This window comes from Dokdonia sp. 4H-3-7-5 (assembly GCF_000212355.1).
Taxonomy (GTDB): domain Bacteria; phylum Bacteroidota; class Bacteroidia; order Flavobacteriales; family Flavobacteriaceae; genus Dokdonia.
Genome location: NC_015496.1, coordinates 359,605 through 379,759, shown reverse-complemented (window position 1 = coordinate 379,759; position 20,155 = coordinate 359,605). Strand labels below are relative to the sequence as shown.

The 20,155-nt window shown below is 37.0% G+C and carries 13 protein-coding genes; 11 read left to right on the top strand and 2 right to left on the bottom strand.

All coding sequences use genetic code 11. The features are described from left to right. Positions 1-118: 118 nt before the first annotated feature. Together KRODI_RS01610 and KRODI_RS01605 are read right to left on the bottom strand one after the other, a co-directional pair. Positions 119-313 carry a PID-CTERM protein-sorting domain-containing protein gene (locus tag KRODI_RS01610; RefSeq protein WP_013749822.1) on the bottom strand — a complete coding sequence of 65 codons (195 nt, stop codon included), beginning with the start codon at positions 311-313 and terminating at the stop codon, positions 119-121. A 15-nt stretch (positions 314-328) separates the two neighbouring features. Beyond that, positions 329-6,238, bottom strand: a complete 5,910-nt coding sequence (locus KRODI_RS01605; RefSeq protein ID WP_013749821.1) for a M14 family zinc carboxypeptidase — start codon at positions 6,236-6,238, stop codon at positions 329-331. Positions 6,239-6,621: 383 nt separating this feature from the next. Between KRODI_RS01605 and KRODI_RS01600 the strand changes: the two genes are divergently transcribed. The 11 genes from KRODI_RS01600 (at position 6,622) to KRODI_RS01550 (ending at position 20,150) form a co-directional block, all read left to right on the top strand. Then, positions 6,622-8,028 (top strand): vanadium-dependent haloperoxidase, encoded by a 1,407-nt coding sequence (locus tag KRODI_RS01600; RefSeq protein ID WP_013749820.1) that lies wholly within the window; start codon positions 6,622-6,624, stop codon positions 8,026-8,028. Positions 8,029-8,273: 245 nt separating this feature from the next. Further along, the gene (locus tag KRODI_RS01595) at positions 8,274-8,789 is read left to right on the top strand and encodes a DUF3124 domain-containing protein (protein WP_013749819.1); all 516 of its coding nucleotides are present in this window, start codon (positions 8,274-8,276) and stop codon (positions 8,787-8,789) included. A gap of 39 nt (positions 8,790-8,828) precedes the next feature. Continuing rightward, positions 8,829-9,905, top strand: coding sequence for a sensor histidine kinase (locus KRODI_RS01590; protein ID WP_013749818.1), 1,077 nt, complete (start codon positions 8,829-8,831; stop codon positions 9,903-9,905). 6 nt (positions 9,906-9,911) lie between these two features. Then, positions 9,912-11,252, top strand: a complete 1,341-nt coding sequence (locus tag KRODI_RS01585; protein WP_013749817.1) for a sigma-54-dependent transcriptional regulator — start codon at positions 9,912-9,914, stop codon at positions 11,250-11,252. Positions 11,253-11,733: 481 nt separating this feature from the next. Beyond that, a complete protein-coding gene (locus KRODI_RS01580; RefSeq protein WP_013749816.1) occupies positions 11,734-13,032 on the top strand; it encodes a Glu/Leu/Phe/Val family dehydrogenase in 1,299 nt (432 codons plus the stop codon). A 26-nt stretch (positions 13,033-13,058) separates the two neighbouring features. Next, positions 13,059-13,478: a GreA/GreB family elongation factor gene (locus tag KRODI_RS01575; RefSeq protein ID WP_013749815.1), complete on the top strand. Its 420-nt coding sequence runs from the start codon at positions 13,059-13,061 to the stop codon at positions 13,476-13,478. Positions 13,479-13,491: 13 nt separating this feature from the next. Then, positions 13,492-13,917 carry a hypothetical protein gene (locus tag KRODI_RS01570; protein ID WP_013749814.1) on the top strand — a complete coding sequence of 142 codons (426 nt, stop codon included), beginning with the start codon at positions 13,492-13,494 and terminating at the stop codon, positions 13,915-13,917. A gap of 19 nt (positions 13,918-13,936) precedes the next feature. After that, positions 13,937-14,326: a hypothetical protein gene (locus KRODI_RS01565; RefSeq protein WP_013749813.1), complete on the top strand. Its 390-nt coding sequence runs from the start codon at positions 13,937-13,939 to the stop codon at positions 14,324-14,326. Positions 14,327-14,336: 10 nt separating this feature from the next. After that, on the top strand, positions 14,337-15,179 hold the full coding sequence (locus KRODI_RS01560; protein WP_013749812.1) for a hypothetical protein: 843 nt from the start codon (positions 14,337-14,339) through the stop codon (positions 15,177-15,179). Positions 15,180-15,675: 496 nt separating this feature from the next. After that, positions 15,676-17,916: a chondroitinase-B domain-containing protein gene (locus KRODI_RS01555; RefSeq protein ID WP_013749811.1), complete on the top strand. Its 2,241-nt coding sequence runs from the start codon at positions 15,676-15,678 to the stop codon at positions 17,914-17,916. Beyond that, positions 17,916-20,150 (top strand): heparinase II/III family protein, encoded by a 2,235-nt coding sequence (locus tag KRODI_RS01550; protein ID WP_013749810.1) that lies wholly within the window; start codon positions 17,916-17,918, stop codon positions 20,148-20,150. The genes KRODI_RS01555 and KRODI_RS01550 overlap by 1 nt, the downstream gene beginning before the upstream one ends. Positions 20,151-20,155: the final 5 nt, after the last annotated feature.

Sequence of the window (20,155 nt, the reverse complement as noted above, 5' to 3'; positions counted from 1 at the left end):
TATTTTGATTAATTTATTTTAGCGTTTTATTCAATTTTTCGCGAAAGCGTAACTACTAAAAACAAAAAGAGCATCCTAAGTTAGGATGCTCCTCAAGCCTTGAATTAACACTAAATAATTATTTTTCCGACTGTGCGCGTTTCTTTAATCCTAGATACGCGCCTGCAGCGAGGCCAATTGCTATAAATCCATCTATAGGTGCAGCAGGAGCTTCGTCATTTACATCATTTGCAAAGGTGATTTGCGCTTGGACTCCAACAGTTATGAATAAAAGGAGGAGTGTTGTGATGATATGTTTTTTATATGTAGTCATATGAGTTTTATTAGTTTATTGAATAACAATTTTATGAGAAATCTTGATCTTTTCACCTTTAATAGATAGTATATACATACCACTACTTAGTTGGTCAAGATCATGAATTACCGTTTTGTTCCCTCTAAAGGATGCCTCATTACTCATAACTGTTTGTCCTAGTAAATTTGTAATTACGACATCTACATCGCTTCCTGAGAGTGCAGTAGATGTAATGGTTAATCTTCCATTTGTTATAGGATTAGGATACATTGCAAAATCAATCACTTCTTCAGTTGTAGTTGATAATACTTCTCGCTGGTAAACAATTTCAAAACGATTTGTATCGACACTTGTTTCAATGTCATTATCAACCGTAAAAGCGATAGTGTTTAATCCTTCTTCTAGTAAGGTAGTCTCACCTGTGTGGTTGTCTTTAAGATATGTTTCAACCTCATTTAATCCATAGATGTCAAGATCTAATGTGTAATTACTAGTGCGATATAGTGCATTGTAAAGTTGTATTTGATCATCTTCTGTAGGCATAGCTACTTTATCAATGCTTAGGAGTCCGCCATCTTTCAAAACGCCCATGTTCTCATCAATATTAAAGAACTTTGAAACATCTTCTGATGTTACGTCGTTACTATAGCTATCACCATAAAGGATGACAAAGTTATCTTGTAAGCCTATTTCTTCACCATAGTGTTCACTTCTATACAATCTACCTATAAGGTGTGGTGATGTAGCAATAGCATTTGATGAATTACTATAGAGCGGTACTATATTACCAGGAACTTTATCTGTCTCGTTAAAGACAATCTCAGTACTACTATCTGTAACAGTAGCATCTGTTGCTGTAAAAATAGCTTGACCAGGTTGTATGAAATGGTAGTCTTTAGAATTTGCTCCATTACTAGAACCACTTCCGTCTAGAAGAACAGTTACATATTGTCCTCTCGAACCTAGAGTAGCATCCCATACCCAAATCTGACCAGTTCTCACATTTGTAGAAGCTGAAAGTACGGTGTTTATGTTTAAAGAAGCCTGATATGGATTTCCTATAAAGTTAAAAGCTCCCGCATTGTGGTTAAGTGTACTGCCAGTTACACTTACAGGAGAGGTTGCAATAGTTCCTGTTGCTCTTAACTTGGTAGCAGTGGGAGTAGCAGCGTTGCTTGTCACGTTAACACTACGATCACCTCTTACTAGAAGTCTAATCGGTTCACCAGCATTTAAGGTAGTTACATCTGTATTTGTAACATCTTGCCAAGACTGAGATGCATTATCTAATTTAAAGATAGAACCATTTCCAGAAGCCGTAGCATCAAAACCATTTTCACCTGTTAAGGAACCTGAGATATGAGTACCATAACCAGGGTTAGGATTCACATTGTCGGTAGGGAAGGATGTACCTGTGTTATTAACCCCTTCTTGCCAGTTTGCATTAATACTTGTAGTGGTAGTTACAGGACTAGAAAGTAATCTAAAAGCTCTTCTTGCTGGAATGTATCTTTCTGTAGTCACATTACCAGAGATGGTCCCACCCGTAATTATATCAATCATTGCAGTTCTTGTAGGATTACTCAATAGGGTAAGTGTATCTCCAGTATTAAGAGTTCCATCTGTTAACGTCAGTAATTTGTTGATTGAAACTGCCGTGCTTAAGGTAACACCTTGAGTGGTATCACTATTATCAATTACTAAGTTGGCGATTTCAAGAGCATTACCTGCAATTTCTTGAGGAGAGCTTCCCGTCATTAAAAGTGTACCACTTGCTCCAGAGATCTCACCCGAATTAGTAAGGTCACCGTTTACATCCAGCGTAGTAGCTGCTAGATCTAATGTTGCGCCAGCAAGTATCGTTACATTATTTACTATTGTATTTGCAGATAGGGTAGGAGCTCCAGAACGTACTTCAATATTGTCATTACTTGTAGCGATACCACTTGGATCTTGAGGTGTCCAAGCTCCAGCATTATAGATGTAATACGCTGGTTCAATAGTAATAGTGTAATCTTCTACTTCTCCAAAGAAACCAACCTCACAAGGGGTTGATACCTCGTTGAATTTATTACTTACTCTCATTCTTACATTCCCTAGTGTTGCATCTATAGGGACTGTAATTGTGAATGGAGAACTATCTGTAGCTTGATCATTTTTATTAATATCTATTCCTAAATCGTATGATTCTCCAGCGTCAGTAAAATCTCCATTTCTGTTCCAATCTATCCAAACTGTAGTCGTGTGACTATTGTTCCCTAAAGTATTTAGATGTACTGAAAGGTTATGTGAAGATCCTCGGGCAAGCGTTGCTATTTCTGTGGTGAAATCAGTGTATGCGGGTTCGGGTCCAGATGGATTATTTATACCTCCGAGAATAACACGAGTAATTCCATTAGCAAAATCTATACTTCCTTCTGATCCACAATACGTGAGTTGTGTAGTAAAACTAATAGTTTCGCTATATGGAGAATCACTACCTGCTGTGCACGTAGCCTTTACTTGAGCTTCGTATGTTTTACCAACCTCTAGACCAGTTAGGTTAAGACTATTAGTTGTGGTATTTACACTAGTGTAAGTTGTTATTCCGCTTTCGCGAAAGCGTACTGTGTAGGAGTTGTTAGGTGTTGCTACCCAATTAAGTGTAGCGGTTGTCGCTTGAATGTTACTTGCTTGTAAGTTTAGCGGAGCTTCATCATTGACCACGGTCACAGTAGCTGTACATGTATCTATATTTCCTTTAAAATCTGTAACTGTAAGAGTAACAGTATTTGCTCCAACATTTGTACAGTCAAAATTGTCTATATCTAAGCTGTAAGTTTCTATTCCAATGTTATCTGTAGAGCCATCATTAATTTGCGATGGTTGTAATACTACGATTCCATCGTATCCCAAACTCACTGTGATGTTTTTACAAGTGGCAATAGGGTCCGTTGTGTCTGTAGGGTCAATTCTAAGATTATCAATGGCAATATCACTAGACGCGCCATTTCCTGTGGTTATTACAAATCGTATTTGAAAAATCTCATTACTATATGCGTTTAAATTTACGGTTGCATTTTTCCAGTCTGTTCCGTTTGTACTTTGTGCGCCAGATCGAGCAAATATTTGTGTCCAAGCTGAATCGCTACTTAATTTTACCTCTGCGACTAGAGATCCGACGTTTGTACCTAGCATATGATAGTCAAAATCAAATGAGCCAGTAAGACCACCACTCCAGTCTATACATGGACTAGTAATTATCACCTCTGCATTAGAACCTACTCCAATAGAGTTGCTTGATGCCTCTGTATAAAAATAATAAGTTCCTTGAGAAGCAGCACTAGGCCCTGTCCCTGTAGTTGCAGTACTCCCAGATCCATGAGTTAAATCACCGTCATCATTTAAATTTTGGGTCCAGTCGCCTAGACCTATTTCAAAATCTTCATGATTTACGGGTGTAGTTCCAGAAATACAAGATCTATCAGTAGCTACATTTAAGACTCTAAATTCATCAAAGGAAAATCCTGCAAACGTAGTTGTATAACCGTCAGCATTATTTGATGAATCACTATCAAAGACAAAGCGTAGTTGTAGGTCTGATGCTCCTGCTAAGAAATTATTGGCTTCGGGGCTAATTTCTATCTCTTCAAGCACCCATTTATTACCTTTAAAGCCTTCAAATAACGGCAGATTGTCAGGTTGATTATCACGATCTGCTGTTGATTTTGCTATGCCACCAGACCCATTTGCTGGATTGTAGCGCATAGAGGCAAGCGTAGAGCCTGGTTTTGTGTATTTACCACTTAATGGAATCCATTGTCCTGAATTGCCATCTCGACCTTGTAATTGAACATAATCAAAATTACGTTCTAAATCCCATTTAGCATAGAACTGTATAAGGGTAGTAGAAGATAAGTTTGAGATGTCGAAACTTTGATTAAGCGTGAGTTGAACATTTCTATCATTGGCATATGGAGGAGTAGCATCAAAAGTAATACCTCTAGAATTTCCAAAACCACTTGTTGCAGATGTTACCCATTCCGTCCCGCTACCAGAGCTCGTCCAGTTAGAAATTGAGGTAGGATTTATATCATCAATAAAAAGTTCTGATGGCTGGTATGTTTTTTGAATTGTCGATTGATATATAATGTGTGTATCATTGCTTAAGGTCACTTCATATTCAATAGTATCTCCAGCGGCAATCGTTCCTAATTGATAAGAAATAGCAATATCTGTTTGTTCTTGTTTAGCAAGATTAATATTTGGAGTAGTACCTATAGATATAATATTTGTAGATACCGGAGTAACTGTTAAGGTAAGAGGGCTTAATGTCATTCCTAAATATTCAATTCCAAATTTTAAATCACCAGTGAGTGTTGAAATATTAAATGGAGTTTCATCATGTAGTTGCGCTAGTTTTCCAGCAAATAATGCATTCACTAAATTCATTCTTGTTGCCCTAGCTGCTACGATTACAATTTGGGATGGAGATGGCCAGAATCCAGAGTTGAAAAGAGGATCTGCTTCTTCCCCTAAAGCATTTCCATTTTCTGGCGCAAGAGCAAGGATGCCTTTTCCTGATCCTACACTACCACCATTAAGTGGGTCTGGATCACCACCTAGCATCCAGTCACTCATGTCTCCATTTGCAACCGTAAGAACATTAGGAGCTTCCCCATAAATGTACCTATTAAATCTTGTAAGATCATGACAAAATTTCACATAGTCATCTTCACGCCCAGAAGCTGGTGAACCTGGATAGGCATTATAGCCATGAGGTAGTAAGTTAGATGTCGCGTGGTGATTGAGTGCGGTTTTTGCGTCGTGGTTTTCTACAAATATTCTTGTGATTCTTGTCTCTGGTTCAGAAAATGCTGCTGTACCTCTATATACTTGAGAACTAGGTGTGGCACTTGATCCTACTCCATTACCTGTGTAAGCGTTGTTTGCACCCCAAAAGTAGTCGTAATTTCTATTAAGATCCACTCCACGTGCAGAGTTGTCACCTGTATTAGCATCAGGATTTAAATTTTTACGTTGTAATCCTCCACCATTAGGATCTGTTTGCTCATTCCAAAGCAACCCATCTGGATTTGCTACTGGCATAAAGTACATCTCATGATTATCAACTAAATTCTTGATATCTGCGTCAGTTTCATAGTTTTCAAGTATATACCACATGTAGTAGATAAGGTTCATCATACTACTTGCCTCACGGGCATGGCTCATACCACTATAGAAGGATTCTGGTTCGTTTGCCTCATCTGTATTTGGATTATCAGAGATGCGCACATAATAAACAGTTTGTCCAGGCCAAGTATCATATTGACCACCATTAGTAAAGCTATTACCGTGGGTAGTTATAGGAGTACCAGACCCATCTTCAGCTAGTGATGCATCTTTACGGACAGAAATTAAATGAGGATATAATTGCCTCATTCTATCTAATTCTGAAAGCATCTCCCCATAGGTTAGACAACCATTCATGCTTCCTAACTCAAAATTTTGTGGAGTCTGCCAGTTTATTTCAGTCTCCCCTTCGTATTGAATAATGTTAGAAATAGTAGTACCAGTCGTACTTAAGGATCTAGTTTCATTATTAGAATAACTTAAAGATTTTAAGGCATTAAGTTCCTGCTTTGCTTTTGGTAATTCAACCTCATTTTGTTCTTTATAATAAGCCCGTGTATCATCAATAATGGTAGTAAAGGAGATATTAAGTTGCTCGATTATCTCTACCTCTTGATTGCTTAATTCTAATACAAGTTCGTTGCCAAAAATCTCAGCACCACACTTAAGGTCTATACCCGAGGTAGCAATCAATGTGAGTTGGTTTGGTGTTGGATTGGAAATTTTAATACGTTTTCCATTTACGTGATTGTGTTGCCCTTGAACTGTAGCGATTGTACCAAAGACAAGTACAACGATAAGGATAACAACCTTTAAGTAGGTTTGCTTCATAGCAATAGTAGGTTTAAGTCAATTAAGGAATTTGGGATGCCTTAATTCGTTAGGGGTTTATTTTTAAAAGCTGCTAAACTAGAAAAAAACCAAGGATAAATGTTAATAAAAATGTTAAATTGTGTATTTTGTAGACGATAAATGTATTTCGTCGACGTTTTGGTTATATTTAAATTTTAGTACTTGTATATTTACTTGCTGGGCTAATTTGTTGACATTTAGATTTTTAAGGCTTTTTTTATTGTGCTGAGAATATTTAATATTGATAAATGAAATCCGACTATCATTTGAAGAAATAAAAATTTATTTCTAGCCTATTAATAGTATTTTGCGGCTAAGTTTATGGTGATTAGATGTGTAATACACTGCTTAAATAATTCGTTATGAGAATCTCATGTATTAATCCTTTACTACTAGGACTCCTTGTTGTCTTCTTATTTCAATCTTGTCAAGATGATGTAGATGATGTGAGTCTTAATCAAAATGTAGCAGTATCTGATATTATTGATACTTCAATAATAGTTACAGACCCAACCACACAGCTCATTACAGACTGGAATACGCTTTGGTTAGAAGTAGATCAATATGCCTATGGTATGAGACCTGTTGCTACTGCCAGATCCTTAGCTTATATACATCTTGCGGCATATGAAGTAGCAGTTGCAGATGTAGATGGAAACCAGTCTAACGTAAATAATCTTGATGGATTAACTATTGACTTTAGTGAGCGCCCAGATAATGTAGACATTAAAGTAGCTCTGAATACTTGCTATGCACTAGTTTTTGATCACTTCATGTATAATGTGCAATCAGATGTGGATGTGAAAATTGACCAGCATAAAAATGCTCAAGAAATCAGACTTCAAGAAGGTTTAAGTGCAGATGTAATTACAAATTCTATGGATTGGGGAACCTATGTTGCAGAACAAGTAATTTTATACAGCCAAACCGACGCTGCAGCAGAATCTCAAATAATAGAACCACAACCCTATGCTTATGAACCTCCAGCAGGTGAAGGTTATTGGACCTACAGTGCAGATGAGGAAAGAGCTTGGTTTCCTTATTGGGCTAGTGCAAGAACGTTTGTAATATCGTCAGAAGAGACATCAAGTATACCGCCTACAATCAATTATAGTACAAGCATAGATAGTGATTTTTATAATGAAATGATGGAAGTATATACCATCAACAATACAGCAAGAGAAGAAGATAATGATGATCTATGGATAGCAGAGTTCTGGTCTGACGATGTAGAAGGTCTCATGATAAGTCCTCCTGGTCGTCAAATATCAATTGCAAATCAATTGATAGATCAACTAGATGTGAGTTATGAGCAATCACTTATAATGCTTTTAAAGTTAGGCTTTTCATTAAATGATGCTGCTGTTTCCACGTGGGCAGATAAGTATGAGTATATGGTCATGCGCCCAAGTGTCTACATTCAAGCGCACATTGACCCATCTTATCAAACTAATTTATATAGATTTATTAACTGGCCTAATCCGTCATTTCCAGGATATCCATCGGGGCATTCTGCATTTTCTTCGGCGGCAGCTGGGGTATTTATCAATGAGTTTGGAAACACTATAAATTTTACAGACAAAACGCACGAAGGTAGGGCCGAGTTTAGAGGAGCTTCTAGACAATATAGTTCGCTTTCAGAAATGGCTCAAGAAAACGCTTACTCAAGGCTTCCTCTAGGAGTACATGTGAGAATGGACTGCACAGAAGGATTACGTCTAGGTTATGAAATTTCTGATGCTGTAAATGCTTATGACCTTACTGAGTAGTTGTTACGCTTTCGCGAAAGCTTGATTTAAAAATTTACTTATATGTAAATTTCTAAGGTATTCTTAATGTAAAGAGCTACTTCAAGTTAATCTCTATTAGTAAAAATGTCAACTATATTTTTTAGAAAGATTCCCTCTAAAACAAGAGATACAAACACTTCATACCAATTTAAATTCAGAAATTTGATATCTTGTAGTACCTATCTATTATAGTGCGTATACCTTACATCTATCTCAACCTTATTATGAAATATTTACTTCCCATTGCATTAGTATATCTATTAGTTCTTTCTTGTGAGGAACCTAAGCCACTAAGTTCTGTAGATCCAGTGAACTGGGACAAGAGGGCAGTCAAGAGCGCGCTTAGTGATTCACTCGAGTCTGGGAGTACTTTTCTTTCTATTTATTCTCAAATATATTTACGTACAGAAAATGATCAAGCAGACTTAACGGCGACTATAAGTTTGCATAATCCTAATCGAGAAGCGCAGGTGTATGTTGACAAGGCAGTGTATTATAACACTTATGGCGAGCCAATACGTGTGTATTTTGATAAGACCATTTTTATCAAGCCTATGGAGACCGTTCAGATTGTTATAGATGGTGTGGATAAAGAAGGAGGAACGGGTGCAAACTTTATCTTCGACTGGAAAATAGAGCCTAATACAAATGAGCCTATCATTGAAGCGATTATGATAAGTACCTACGGCCAGCAAGGAATTTCTTTTGTCACTACAGGTAAAAAGCTATTGCGTTCATAGAGATAGTAGCTACTTGTAAATAAATGAAATCCATTGAGTATGGCAACTACAGAAGACGAACTTAAAGAAAGGATTAAAGAGCTTACTTGCCTTTATGAAGTGTCCTCTATTATCGTACATGCAGATGTAGATCAAATGCAAGAAACGCTAAATGCTATTGCATTTAGCTTAAAGAAAGGCTTTCAATATCCTAGCAATACAGAGATTTCTATTGAGACCTCATTATGGTCTACCATTACAGAGCGTTCCAATGAAGCCATATGTCTAGAAGCGCCTATTCATGTATTTAATAAGCCTAATGGGATGATTACCGCCTACTTGATAGGTAAGAGCTCTTTTTTAAAAGAAGAAAAACAATTACTAGATAGTGTCGCTCAGAAAATAGGAAATCTACTAGAGCGTATAGAAATACAGCAAAATGAAACCTCTCTCAAGAGGCAGATGGAGCGTGCAGATCGTCTGGGTATTCTAGGTGAGATTACTGCGGGAATTGCACATGAACTTAACACGCCTCTCGCAAATATTTTAGGATTTGCAGAGCTTTTAAAAGAAGATATAGCGAGTAATGAAAGCGCAACAGAAGATCTAGATAAGATTATAAAGAATGCTATTTTCTCCCGTGAGGTTGTAAAAAAGTTAATGTTTTTTGCCTGCGAGATGCCGCAAGAAATGCAAGCGCTTAATATGGTGCCTAGTATTAAAGGTGCCGTAGCATTACTAGAAGCTTCGTTTAAAAAAGCAAAGGTTAATTATCTGATAGATATCGATGATCAAGAACTATGGCTTAAAGCAGATACGATTCAAATCACTCAGATTATCTTTAATCTAATCATAAATGCTATTTATTTTTCGCCAGAAAACGGACTTGTAACAATAACGGCATCGCAATCTGATCGATCTATTATTTTAAAAATCAAAGACGAAGGCGTGGGATTATCTAGTGAGGTGCTAGATAAAGTGTTTCAGCCTTTTTTTACAACAAAACCTACGGGTGATGGCTCAGGGCTGGGTCTTAGTGTGGTACATGGTATTGTTGCGAGCCACAAAGGCACTATTACAGCTAGAAATAATAAAGACAAAGGCGCTACATTTACCGTAATGCTACCTAGATTTTAAGACGCTATGCAACTCAATAAAGAGAACATATTAATAGTAGATGATGATATCAATATCTTAGAGCTCTTGCAGCGTCACTTGCAATCATGGAACTATCATACTTATAAGGCAGTTTCTGTAAAGGAGGCAGTTCAAATACTACGTGATACACATATTGATTTACTTATCACAGATCTCAAAATGCCTGAAATAGATGGCACAGAACTCATTAATTTTGTGTCTGAGCATTACCCGCAATTGCCTAAACTTATAGTGACTGGCTATCCTTCTGTGCAAGATTCCCTCGCTGCAATCAAGTCTGGAGTTGTAGACTACCTGACAAAGCCTTTTACTAAAATTGAATTAAAAGCGGCTATTAATAAGTCATTCGTAAATGATGACGGAAGTGCAGCTACTAACCGCAAAGAACCGCAGTCTACTAGTAACACACAGCACAAACCCTATGGTGAGATTATAGGAAACTCTGATAAGATTAATAGTGTTATCCAGATTATAGAGCGTGTAAAGGATAATAAAGCAACCATATTTATAAAAGGTGAGAGTGGTACAGGTAAAGAGCTTGTAGCACGAGCTATTCATTATCAAGGTAAATTTTCGCGAGCACCGTTTATTGCCGTAAACTGTGGCGGTATACCAGAAAATCTATTAGAGTCAGAGTTGTTTGGGTACACAAAAGGAGCCTTTACAGGCGCCGATAAAAATCGGGATGGCTTTTTTCCGGCGGCAAATGGTGGGACTATTTTCCTCGATGAGATAGGTAACGCATCTACTGCCGTGCAATCACGATTGTTGCGCGTACTTCAAGAAAAGGAAGTGGTAAAAGTAGGCGCTCAAAAACCTGAGAAAATAGACGTGCGCGTTATCACAGCAACAAATAGTGATCTCAAGGAGATGATAAAAAAAGGAACTTTTAGAGAAGACCTTTTTTACCGTCTTACCGTGGTTGAGGTCGATGTCGCTCCGTTGCGAGAACGCAAGGAGGATATCCCGTTGCTTATTGAAAAGTTTCTTTTCAAATATGGTGTAGAGTTTAAAGATCGTTTTATAAAAATCACACCAGAAGCAACAGCCATTTTACAACGTTATGACTGGCCTGGTAACATACGCGAACTCGAAAATATCATACAAAGAGCTGTCATTATGTGTGATAAAGTCGTGGAAGTTGCACACCTACCAGAAGCACTTAAATATACTATTGATTTTCCTGAGGATGGCTTACTTTCCCTCAAGGAAATGGAGAAAATTCATATAAGGAAAGTGCTCAGTGCTATGGAAAATAACAAAACCAAAGCAGCCCAAATTCTAGGTATAGATCGCAAGACTTTGCGTAGTAAGTTAGAAGATTAACAGGTTCTTTCAAAAGTGTCTTCATACTCATGCTACCGTATCAGCATGGCACTCATATTTCCATAAAACAATATATAGTATTGATACATTTTTCCTCAGCTGGGTAATTATTACTCAGCTGTAGTTTCTTGTTACGCTTTCGCGAAAGCGTGAAAACCCTTATAAACATTGCGTTCTTCTATTTATACCTCTTTCTGGCACACGTGCTGGCATATAGATTGCCATTATCACAGCAAAGTAAAAGGAACTTAAATCATCTGTAGAGATGGCTATTGCTCCTAATCTTTGTGAAACAATAAAAAATAGAAAACAATTTAAAGAGTAGTACGATGAATTTCAATTCAATGTTAAGCGCTATAGCTCCAAAAAAAGCGGGTAGCAAAAAACCAAAAAGTAAATATATCACAGAGAGATACAAGGAAAGAAGTATTTCAAATCGTCTTTTTAAATAATATATAAATAGCCACTAGTGGCTTTGATTATGGAAATAGCAACTATAGATAAGAAGAGTACAAAAGTACCTGTAAGAGGTATGATGGATAATGTGATGGAGCAGTTTAATTGTGCTGCAGATCATATTGAACTTCACCCTAGCATTAGAAAAATATTGAGCATCACAAACAATGAGATTGTGGTTCATTTTCCAGTAAAAATGGATAATGGAGATGTTGAGATTTTTACAGGATATAGAGTGCAGCACAACAATGCCTTAGGACCTTATAAAGGTGGTTTACGTTATCACCCTACGGTAGATATTGATGCAGCAAGAGCTCTTGCCATGTGGATGACCTGGAAAACATCACTTGCAGGTCTTCCTTATGGTGGTGGTAAAGGTGGAATCCAGCTAGATCCTTCAAAATATTCACAAACAGAATTAGAACGTATTACGCGCAGATTTACGTTTGCTCTTGCAGATAATATAGGTCCAGAGCATGATATCCCTGCACCAGATGTAAATACAAATAGCCAGACCATGGCATGGATGGCAGATACGTATATGAGTACGCGCCCTCCTGCAGAGCGCACCGCAAACCAGCATGTAGTTACGGGAAAACCAGATGGGAGTGGAGGTCTAGAAGGCCGTGATCGTGCAACAGGTTACGGTGTATATCTCACAATAAAATACTGGGCAGAGCGCAATGAGGAGTCATTAGACAACAAGAAGTTTATTGTACAAGGTTTTGGTAACGTAGGTTACTGGGCTGCACATTTTCTAGAGCAAGAAGGAGCAAAGCTAGTAGCGGTTCAAGATGCTTTTGGTACGATTGAAAATAAAGAGGGAATTAACGTAGAGGATCTCTTTAATTATAGCAAGGTGAATAATGGAAGCATTGTGGACTTTCCTGAGTCTACTATGTTATCACAAGATGATTTTTATGCAACAGATTGTGATATCTGTATTCCTGCAGCTTTAGGAAACCAAATTACTAAAGAAAATGCGCCTACTATAAAAGCAAGACTCATTGCCGAAGGTGCAAACGGACCTACTAACGGTGACGGTGAGCGTATACTTTTAGATAGAGGTGTAACTATTATCCCTGATATTCTATGTAATTCTGGAGGAGTGATAGGGAGTTATTTTGAGTGGTTGCAAAACCGTAATGGAGAGTTATGGCAACTGGATGAGGTAATGGTCAAGCTAGAGAAAAAAATGAGAGAATCATTTAATAAAGTTCATGCTTTTGCTCAAAGCGAGTCTATGGATATGAGAACGGCAGCTTATTGTATTGCCATAAAGAGAATAGAAAAGGCTTACATACAACGAGGGATTTTTCCTTGATTTTAAGGATATCTAATCACTATAATATGGAATGTAATGGTCTAATATTAGAAAAGAGAGAGTACGTGTTTTTAAAACGCGTACTCAATATCTCGGGATATGTAGATGATTTTGAAACGCAAAAGTCATTGCAGCGGTTAAGTAATGAGCTTAAAAGTGCTCATATAGTAGATGACTGTGATATGCCTTTAAACGTAATACGCTTTAATAGCAAGGTAACAGTATCCTCAGATCGAGGCTGGGAGAAAACACTACAAGTGGTAGCACCTGCAGATAAGGATGTGGCATTAAGTAAGGTATCTGTACTCACACCTATGGGTTCTGCAATATTTGGGAATAAAGAAGGTGCTATTATAAACTGGATGTTTCCTAGTGGAATGCAAGAGCTCACCATAACAAAGGTTATACAAGATGCACTAGAACACACTATGGAAGTTGTTCTCTAAAAAAACAAATACTATGAAAGGACTAAATATAGAAATATATGCTCATGACAGTGAGGTAGATGTCGCACATAAAATCAACACGATGGAGCTTCATAACTGGATTAACCATCTTACTTACATACGTAAAGAGCTTAGTAATCTTATACATTTTTATAATGCACAGCCAGCTCAAAAAAGATTAGAACAAGAATCTACCTCTCAGCGGTTTGAAATGAAGCAAGTAGATAATGATGTGATCTTAGTAGAACTCCAAAAATTTAAGGTTTCTAGAGATACTATTGCAGAGTGTGAGGATGTGCTTTGTGATATGACGTTTATACAAGAACATGAAAAATGTAGAAGGATGTATTTATATCACATAGATAAGTACCGCAAACTTAAAGACACTTTTTTTAAAGAGCTTCAAGGAAAAATTTCTCAAGTAGCTCAACCAGCATAATGCCTAAAAATAATACTACTTGGACGCCATATTATCACATAAACTCGACGCTTATAGAAGGTTGTTTATAGAAAAAGATCTCATTGAATTGAGCCAATGGATAGACGCCATTGAAAGTATTAATCTTGAAATTGATTACCTGCAATTAATAGAGAAAAGACTTATTAAAAATAGCACCCTTTCTGCAATGCTACAGGGTTTTAGAAGGAAAAACACCCTCGTTATGGCATCATTGTGCAAATATGAGCAGGAATTAAAACGAGAATATGAATACAGCGCAAGAGCATATGACACAGTAAGAGCAAAGGAACACGAGGGAAGAAGAGTTTTGTATAGCAATCTTATGATTGAATTTAAACAACTAAGAAAGGTTATTTACATGGCGCTCTCTAGATATAAACGCAGCTAACAATAGACGTATGAAAAAGATATTAATACCTATTCATTTAAATCATCATAACTGTGATGCTATAGATTATGCTGTCAAGTTCTTTAAACGAGAAGTGTGTGAATTCTATCTTCTCAATACCTACAATTACAACGTCCAAGGTCTCAATGCAATCCAACTACTACAAGCAGATGAGGATTGGTTTGAACGTCCTAAACAAGAATCGCAAGAACGCCTAAGTCGTTTGATAAAAAAGTATTCTTATAATAATAGAAATAAGAATCACGGCTTTAATGCAATCTCAGAGTGCACCGGACTTATCTCTGGTATTAAAAAAAACATCACCGAGCTAGCAATTGATATTGTGGTAGTTTCTTGTAAGGACAAATTAAATAGAGATGTCAATATGTACTGTAAAAGCACCAGTCTTATCATCGATGAAATAAGAGAATGTCCTATTCTTATAATGCCTACGGCTACCAAACAAAAAAGAAATCCAGTTTTTGCATTAGTGTCAGATTTTAAATCTGAAGTATCTGAAGAAGAAATAGAGAGCTGGTATGAAATCGTAAAACTTTCGAATGGTACTCTCAAGATTGTTGTGAGCAACAGTATGAACGAGATGACTAATCAACAGATAAGTAACCAGACGAAGGTGTGTTATTACTTGAGAACACTTACTAATAGTTCAGTGGTAGTTGACTATCTCAACACGACATCAGACATCAAAGAGTTTGCAAATACGCATAGCAACCATATCATTAGCTTGATTGATAAAAAGCCAGATTTTCTCCGTAAATACGGATTAGGTCATTCAACCATCACAAATTTAGGACCCTTATCTTCAAGTCCTTTGATTGCATTACACCAATAACCATTGAGATGAGCAATCGTAAATTTTATATCATTATAATAATTCTTGGAGCGCTAGTAATTCTACTTCTAAGTAGTATTGTATCTGCACCTATATTTGAATAAAACTTTTGAATAAGTAGCTATTTTAATCTACTCTTATTTTCTAACATTCAGCTAGGAATTTTTTCGAGTGAGGAAATAAGTGATTACCTCCTTATTATATTATAATTCGACAAATAATTGTGTAAATAATTGTGAGTATCGTAATTATCTATATATTTGAGATTGTAAATTGGTAAACCAGTTTGGATAACCAATTTACATTAAATTCAAATTTAAAATTATTTCACGCTCAAACAGTGATGTTGCAGATGAGTAATTTTAGATAATTCTAATATAAGTGTATTGTTTTTTTGCTTTCGCGAAAGCGTACTCTTAGTACTCACAACATATTTATGACTCGATATCTTCTTCTTTTTTGTAGCCTTATCATCTTTGCATCATGCAAAGAACCTATGCCTATAATATCACAGACAGTCACTACCCCAGATGAATTAAAAGAGGCAATTGAAGATGCAGAGCCAGGAGATGTAATAAGTCTTAAAGATGGGGTGTGGAAAGATCTAGCTATTAAATTTTACGGAGAAGGCACTGAAGCAAATCCTATTACTCTTAAGGCAGAAAATGCTGGAAAAGTAATCTTAGAAGGAAACTCTTCACTTAAACTAGGAGGGAAGCACCTTGTAGTAGAAGGACTTTATTTTAAAAATGGTTATACCACAGAGAATGCCATTATACGTTTTAAAATAGATGATGAGAAGATTGCATATCACTCGCAAGTAACAGATTGTGTAATAGAAGATTTTACAAATCCAGATCGCGATAGTAAAAACCACTGGATCGAATTATGGGGACAGCACAATACATTTGATCATAATTATATTACTGGTAAAACAAACCAAGGCCCTACACTTCGCGTGTTTTTAAAAGGAAATGAAAATGTAAATACGTATCATCAGATTAAGGACAACCATTTTGGACCACGTCCTAGAAAAGGTGGGCCTCGTGCTGAGACTATGCAGTTAGGCGATAGTTATACGTCTATGACACCGGGCTATGTAAATGTAGAACACAATTATTTTGAGAAGTGTAATGGAGAAGTAGAGATTATCTCAAGTAAGTCTAATTATAATACGTTTAAAAATAATGTCTTTTTTGAGTCAGAAGGTTCGCTAGTGCTTCGTCACGGTAATTATGCGACCATAGATGGTAATGTATTTATAGGCAATGATGCATCTGAGTTTATAGGAGGTATACGTGTTATAAATACGGGTCATCTTATTGTAAATAACTACTTCTATAACTTAAAAGGAAATGAATTTCGCGCACCGCTCGCAGTAATGAATGGTATTCCTAAGTCCCCGCTCAATCGTTATAATCAGGTTACAGATGTGGTAGTCGCTCACAATTCATTTATAAATACAAAGACGCCTTGGCATTTTGGAGTAGGAGCAAACCTAAATCAGGCAGAAGTGCTTCCAGCTTCAGAAATACGCTCTGCACGTGCAGAACGTATGATTGTGGCAAATAACTTAGTCTACGGAGATATTGAAACTACAGAAATTATCAAAAATTACGATAGCATCACTGGGGTTACTTTTAAAAATAACATACTTAACGTAGAAAATAAAAGTGCTTATCAAACGGATGGTTTGTTAACTAAAGAAGTGACATTATCATCGCCTACAGAAATCTTCCAGTCGCCAGAATCACTAGAGACTGAGATGTATAATGGATTTGACTTTGATAAGATTGAGACTGACATTTTTGGCAATAAAAGAGCGTCCACTAATAGGGTGGGGGCAATTGCAGGAGCGAGTACGGGAGCAATGGCATTGCTCGACGTAACTAATTACGGGACGTCATGGTTCAACCCACATCCAGAAAAGCAAGCAGGAAAAACGATAAAAGTGTCAACTGCAGCAGAGCTTACAGAGGCTGTTGCGACAAGTAATGATGGAGATACTATCGAGCTTAGTGCTGGTAATTATGAGATTAATGAAAAGTACGCTTTCGCGAAAGCGGTAACTCTTCAATCCTCATCTTCAGAAAAACCGGTACTTACTTTTAGTAATACTGCCAAAGGTTTTGAGCTACAACCAAGAGCAAAACTCAAGCTCAAAAACATTTCACTTAAAGGAACGTCAACTACAGATGCTTTTGCAACCCTTGACAAAAACATGGGGCAGTCTTATGAACTGTGGCTTGATAATGTAGAAATAGATGGATTCAAAAGTGTGCTAGAAACGAGTAAAGCATCTTTTGCAGATACCATCATGATTAAAAATAGTGTGATTAAAAACACACAGCGAGGGATACAGCTTAATAAAGAAGTAAATGATAAAGGTGATTATAATGCAGCTTTTGTCTTTGTAGAAGATTCTCAGTTTGAAAATGTAGCCAGTGATGTGCTAGATTATTACCGTGGAGGTTATGATGAGTCTACCATAGGTGGAAGCCTGGTGGTTACTGGTAACACATTTACAAAATGTGGTGCTAGTGATAGCGCTAACATTTTATTACAAACAAGAGGTATTGTAAATGTTACCCTAGCAAATAACACATTTACAAATAATCGTGTGAAGTATGTCGCGGTTCTTTGGGGAGAAAAAGGTCAAGAACCAGTAAATAATACAGTATCTAACTCTGGTGAAATAAAAGTAGTTCAAAATCTGAAACTTAAACTGGTTTACTAATGTATAAGCCACAACAGTTCCCTTTATTGAAGTGGTGTTTTTGTTTATTCTCACTTGCGCTTTGTTCTCAGCAATTACCATCAGATAAGGTGGTAGCTGTAGAAGACCTTGCTGTTTATCTAAAAAAAGAGATTAAAGATGAACTTGGTGATGACTCACCAGAGAAGCTTGCTGCTCATTTTAGAACTGTTTTTCAAGAACGTTACTTTTACGAATGGACAGAGAATGATACTCGTTTTGAGGAGTATAAAACATTGTATCCAGCGATGGAGGTTTCTCATACTACTCGTGCTCAAGATCACTTAGATAAATTTGATGCCAGTACGCACTGGAAGTTACCTTTTAATTACAAAAATGAAACTCCCATTAATGCATACGGTCTCAGGCACCTAGCGAGACAGCATAAAATGGTAGATATTGCCTTTCTATATCGCTACAAGGATAAAGATGCACAATATATAGATTACTTCACTGGTCAATTACAGTCACTCAATGATGCGTTAATCACAGGTGAATATGAAACCATTCCCGATGGAAACGGAGTTTACGAAGCTTTTAGATCTGGTTACAGAGTTCTCAATTGGCTGCAAATTCATAATGGATTTCTTGGAGAAAAAGCATATTCAGATAAAGAGCAGCTTACTACGGTAGCAACATTGTTGCAACACGCTTCACATTTATATGAAAATAATGCCGAGTTTAAATCTGGTAATCACCAAACGAGAGGATTAAGTGCGCTGGCTATGCTTGCCATTATATTCAATGATTTTCAGGATGCAGATTTATGGTATGAAAGGGCAATGAGTATTCTCGAGCAGCACTTGCAACGCGAGATCAATGAAGATGGTTTCCAGTTTGAACGTACCATTCATTATCATCAAAGCGATATTGATAACTACTTTTATATCTATCAACTCGCTCAAAAAAGTAATAAGAAAGTAAGCGCCATCTGGGAAGAACGTTTAAAATCTCTTTTTACTACACTTACTAAGATCGCATTTCCAGACGGATCTGCACCAGTATTATCTGATGATACAGATGCTCCTTGGGCAGAAAAAAACGATATATCTGGAACACTTACCTTAGGGTATCTTTTATTTGATGATCCTGAGATGGGATACTTTGCAAAAAGCACGGTAAAACCTAAATATTTATGGAATTTAAGTAAAGAGCAATTAGGTGCTTTAAAAGAGATTAAAGCTACAGCGCCTCAAGTAGGATCTTATGCCTTTGAAGATACAGGTTACTACGTCATGAGGGAAGGCTGGGACAATCAAGATAATATGCTTGTTATAGCTGCCGGACTTGATGCAGATAAACCTGATCATCAGCATGGTGATATGCTGGGAATTCAAGCAATGGCAAATGGAAAGGTAATATTGCCTAACTATCAAGTACGTTACTCACTAGAAAACCTGGAGCTCTTCAAAAATAGTATGGTAAAGAATGTTGCGCTTGTGGATGAGGAGTTACAAGGCAAGCAATACACTTCAAATAAAGGTGGAAGCGGTTTTGGGAAATTTAAAGAACTTCCTACGCCAAAAGTTTTAGGGTGGAGCGCAAATGCTACAGCAGATGTTTTTGTGGGTTCTCACAACGGATTTGAAAATGTAGGTGTCAACTATAGTAGACAGGTGATAAATGTTGAGAATGAATTCTGGATTGTCAAAGATAATTTTGAATCAAAGAATCCTCATACTTATAAGCAAGTATGGCAAGGACATTATAGTAGTGACTACAGCCCAGCGCTTCTTAGAGCCACTTTTGATAATGGAAGTGGTCTGGATATTTTACAGTTAAATGCTGTAGATAGTGTAGTCACAGACGGTAAACGTGGTAAAGAATGGTCTGTGGTGCAAAAAGCAGCTACAAATAACTTCAGTTTTGTGACGGTGCTTTATCCATTTGACACCTACGATAAGAGAATAGATGAAGATAGCATGGGTAGTATATTTGCCGGTTGGTCAATTAGCCCTACTAGCGATACTCAAAACAATAGTATCACCTTATCTAAGGATGATACTAACATATCTTTTGCTACTTCACAATTAACAATAGGCGATGTGATTATTGATTTTTCACAAGAGGCCGATGTGATGACGCAAGTAGAAAACGACCGTTTATACATTACACTATTAAGTGATAAGCCTACCACTGTTACGATTACCCAAGGAAAACAAAACATATCTCAGCCGCTAGCTCCCGCAGCTCTGCTAGAATATAAAATTAAGTAAGACTT